The sequence below is a fragment of the Streptomyces sp. NPDC088554 genome (genome assembly GCF_044752945.1).
Classification (GTDB): Bacteria; Actinomycetota; Actinomycetes; order Streptomycetales; family Streptomycetaceae; genus Streptomyces.
In genome coordinates this window covers 1-3,971 of record NZ_JBIVMF010000076.1, presented here as the reverse complement: position 1 = coordinate 3,971, position 3,971 = coordinate 1, and the positions used below count along the sequence as shown (strand labels likewise).

Genomic DNA, 3,971 nt, shown 5'->3' with positions numbered 1-3,971 from the left:
CGTTATCGCCGGTTCGTTCGCGAGCTGAGCATGTTGTTGCAGTTCAGGACGGTTCTTCGATCGATGGGACGTGGTCAGCAGGGGCCGATGGTTCGAGCCTGTGGAACAGGAACGTCTCCGCCGCGGCGGGCGAGTTCGCGCCGGAGGTCGAGGTTCTCGCCGTGGGCTTGCTCGAGTGCGTCTCGCAGTGCCTGTACTTCTTCTCGGTGCTGCTTCTTCAGGCGGGTGATCTGGCCGGTCAGGGCGAGGACGAGGGTGCTCTGCTCGTCGGCCGGAGGCGTCGGTGCGGGAACCGGTCGGGCTTGGGCCCGGAGCCGTTCGATGCGTCCGCGCAGGTCGGGGTGGTTATAGAGGAACGCGTGAGAGACGTCGGCCTCGCGCTGGACGGCCTGGAAGGTGATCGGCTCGCCGCGTTTGACCAGGGTGCGGATCGCCTTCTCCGCGGCCTCCTTCTTGGCCTGGGACTTCGCCTTCGCGGCGGCTGCGAGCGTCTGGGTGCGCTTGGTGCGGGCGTCGGTCATGGCCGGGTCCTTCGGTGACGGTCGAGGTCGAGGGTGATCGGGACGGGGCCGGTGGGGGCGGCGCCGCAGCCGGCGCCCTGGATCGCGCGTCCGGGCTTGGAGCGGAGGGTGTCCAGGAGCTTGGTGAGGGCTGCATGTTCGGCTCGTCGTTGCAGCAGCCAGACGTTGTCCTCGGGCATCGGGCGTCCGTGCCGCTCCTGGAACGCGGTGGTGCTGCGGCTGATCAGGGCCTCGGTCTCGTCCAACTGCCGTTCCAGAGCACTCTGGTGAGACGCGTCGGTGACGAAGACCGAACAGGTCAGACAGGCGTTTCCCTTGTCACAGGTCTGCAGGGGCGGCAGCAGGCACCAGCCGTGGGGCAGGAACCGGTCGGCCCGGTTGAACAGGTGGAGGCTGTCGTGGTCGTCGTGGGAGAAGGTGACGTGGGTGCCGTCTGCGCGGAGTTTCGCGGTGGCCAGGAACGCCTGCTCGGCATGTTCCTGGCGGGCGGCGACGTAGTGCATCGTCATCGACGGGGTCGCGTGTCCGGCATAGCGCATCAACACGTGGACAGGGAGGCCGAGTTCGGCGAGCCGGGTCAGCTTGGTGTGACGGAAGCGGTGGGTGTGGCTGAGCCCGACGGGCTTGCCCTTGCTGTCGGTGATCTTCACGATCTTGCTGAACTCGCGGAGCATCCAGCTGTAGGTGCCCGAGGGGTAGGGCTTGTCGCCCTGCCGGTTCCCGGTCCGTTGCAGGAACAGGTGACGCGGGGTGATGCCGGGGAAGTGCTCGCGGACCCACTGCCTTTGTTCCTCGACGACGGCGACGACCTCGGCGTCGACGAGGATGTTGTCCGGCGCGATGTCGATCTTGCTTTGTGCGTAGTGGAAGCGGGCGATCTGTTCGCCCTCGGCGGCGTCGACGGCCCGGTCGGGGACCGGGGAGAGGCAGTCGAAGCGGCTGGTGCGGATCTCGCTGGCCCGTCGTCCGGTGAGGATCTGCAGCAGGATCATGCGCATGGCCTGCGGGTCGTCGAAGCCGCGGGCGGTGACCTGCTGTCCGTCGCCGCGGGTGACGGCCATCTCTTCGTGGCGGGCGAGCCCGAGCAGGGGCAAGGCGGCGGGGATCTGTGCGAGTGCGTGGTCGTCGACGTAGTGCTCGTCGTTGAGTTCGCGCCGGCCAGGGATGCGGGAGACCTGCCGGAACCAGCCGGCCGCATGTGCGTCGGTGACCCGCGACCACGGGTTCGGCCCGAGGACCTGACGAGCGCCGATGGGGTTGGCGGCGACGAACGCGAAGAGTTCGGCGATGGCCCGAAGGTCGTCGTTGACCAGGCGGGGATGGACGGGCTGCTTCGCGAACCGTTGCTCGTTCTGGCGAAGGAGCCGGTTGGCGGGATCGGTGTCCCAGCGGCGGAAGGCGGCGGCCAGTTGGACCGCGTGGGCCGGGTCGCCCAGGACGTCGAGGGGGTTGGTGAAGGTCTGCAGCCACCGGTCGAAGCGGGCGAAGCACCGCATCCTCTCCTGGCTCACGGTCGACCAGCGCAACGTGCCGGCCTCCAACTGCGTGCCCAGGCACCACTTCACGGCCTCCCGGAGCCACAGCTGAGTGATCCGTGAAGGGGAACAGCCGTAGTGGGCCTGGGGTTCGTGCTCGGCCAGTGGGATCCGCGGATCGCAGCGCGGATGCCACTCGTCAAGGGACCACCAGGGCCCGTCGGTGCAGCGAGCAAGGAGGGCCAGACGGGAGAAGCGGAAGATCACCCGCAGCCGGGCGACGCTGCCGCGGGGAATGAGTCGGCCCCAGCGGGTGGCATAGAACCACCGCTGCAGGGCGGCCGCCGTCTCCCAGTCCATGGTCCGGATCGAGGCCGGGAAGGGATGGTTGTCGCGGATCGCGCGGCGCAGGATGTTTGCGAACTGGTTGGTGCCCAGTACCGAGGAGCGAGTCCCGTCCATCGCCTGCCAGTGCGCCATCCAGGCCAGTTCTGCGGCGATCAGGTCGGGCAGACCAGTCAGGTCGATGCTCCGGTCGCCGTTCTCTGTGATCTTCTCCCAGTCGTCGATACCGTCCCTGATCACCGGCCCCTTCCAGGGCTCTGGCAGTTCTCGCCAGAGTCGCCAGAACGGATCCTCGCCTCCGGCTGCACGAAGGTGACGCTGTTCACCGGCCATCGTCGACCTGCCAGGCGGAGATGTACGACTTCCAGTTCGCCGCGGCCCGCAGGGCCTCGTCCTCGCTGACCCAGCCATAGAGGTCGAGCGTGGTCTGCACGTGTGCGTGACCGAGTCGGCGGGAGACCACCCACTCCGGCGTCCCGGCCAGCAGCAGCGCGGTCGCGTGGCTGTGGCGAAACCAGTGCGGCGTCCAGGAGACGGGCCCGATGCCCTTCTTGCGCAGGGCGGACACCTTGTCCCGCACCGTGCCCTCGCGCAGGGCGGCCAGCAGCGGCGGCCGCTCCAGGTTCACCAGCAGCGGCGAGCCGGTATCGATCTCGATGCCGAACTCGGCGGCTCGGCAGGCGAGGTGGGTGAGATAGTCGGCGAACAGTCGCTCCAGGTCGCTGCCGACATAGACCCGTCGGGGGCGCATCATCTTCACCCTGGCCCCGTTCGTGTTGTCCTCGCGCGGCACGATCTCGACATAGGGAGTGGAGCCGCGGCCCATGACGAAGTCGCAGATCCGCAGGCCGAGGGCCTCGCCCAGGCGCATGCCGGTCTCCGCGAGCAGGGCGAACAGCAGCCGGTCGCGCAGGTTCCCGCTCCAGTCGCCGACCGTGGCGTCCGGGATCGCGCAGCCGTCCAGGATCGCCTGAATCTCGGCCGGCAGCAGCAACGGCGGGCGCCCACGATGCCGTTGGCGGCGGACCCTGACCAGCGAGGACGGCGCGGGAGCGGTGCGGGCGTCCAGGTGCGCGAGCAGGCCCCGGGCCGGGGCCCGGCGCGGCGTCCCGCGCATGAGCCTGCCCGCGACCGGAACCGAAAAGACCGCCTCCTGCCAGCGATAGAAGGAGAGCAGCGCGGCCAGTCTCGCCTCCAATGTCCCGTCCTCCGGGGCCTGTTCGGGAGCGACCAAGGTGTGCTCGACGGTGCGGCCATTGCGCAACCAGGACAGGAACCCCGCGACTGCCGGGACCCCGAGATCGCCCCACCTGCCGGTCTCGTCGCGCTGTTCGAGGAAAGTCCACCACTGGGCCAGCGAGGTCGCATAGCCGCGGACCGTGTTCGGTGACCACAGCTGCCGATGGGCCTCCAGCCAGTCCTCGACCGGCGCGACGGTCCGGTACTTCTCGTCGATCACGGTCCACGTTCGCCGCCCGTTCGAGGGCCGGACCGCCAAGCTGTGCGCCACTGATGCCGTTCCGTCTCGTTGAAGAACTCCCGTTGATAGCAATGCATCAACGACACAGAACGCTCACGGTGACGCTCGTTGCAGACAGAGAATCGAGGGGCTCACGCCCCGCTGATAACG

Annotated in this window: 3 protein-coding genes; all 3 read right to left on the bottom strand. The window is 68.7% G+C overall.

Features of this window, described 5'->3' with window-relative positions:
* Positions 1-74 precede the first annotated feature (74 nt).
* Positions 75-521 carry a DUF6262 family protein gene (locus ACIP8W_RS31755; RefSeq protein WP_402205872.1) on the bottom strand — a complete coding sequence of 149 codons (447 nt, stop codon included), beginning with the start codon at positions 519-521 and terminating at the stop codon, positions 75-77.
* Positions 518-2,581, bottom strand: coding sequence for a tyrosine-type recombinase/integrase (locus ACIP8W_RS31750; protein ID WP_402205870.1), 2,064 nt, complete (start codon positions 2,579-2,581; stop codon positions 518-520). The genes ACIP8W_RS31755 and ACIP8W_RS31750 overlap by 4 nt, the downstream gene beginning before the upstream one ends.
* A gap of 82 nt (positions 2,582-2,663) precedes the next feature.
* A complete protein-coding gene (locus ACIP8W_RS31745; protein ID WP_402205868.1) occupies positions 2,664-3,851 on the bottom strand; it encodes a tyrosine-type recombinase/integrase in 1,188 nt (395 codons plus the stop codon).
* Positions 3,852-3,971 lie beyond the last annotated feature (120 nt).

What these genes read in the sequence shown, in the direction of transcription:
- ACIP8W_RS31755 (WP_402205872.1), bottom strand. Translation starts at nt 521, where the DNA reads ATGACCGACGCCCGCACCAAGCGCACCCAGACGCTCGCAGCCGCCGCG.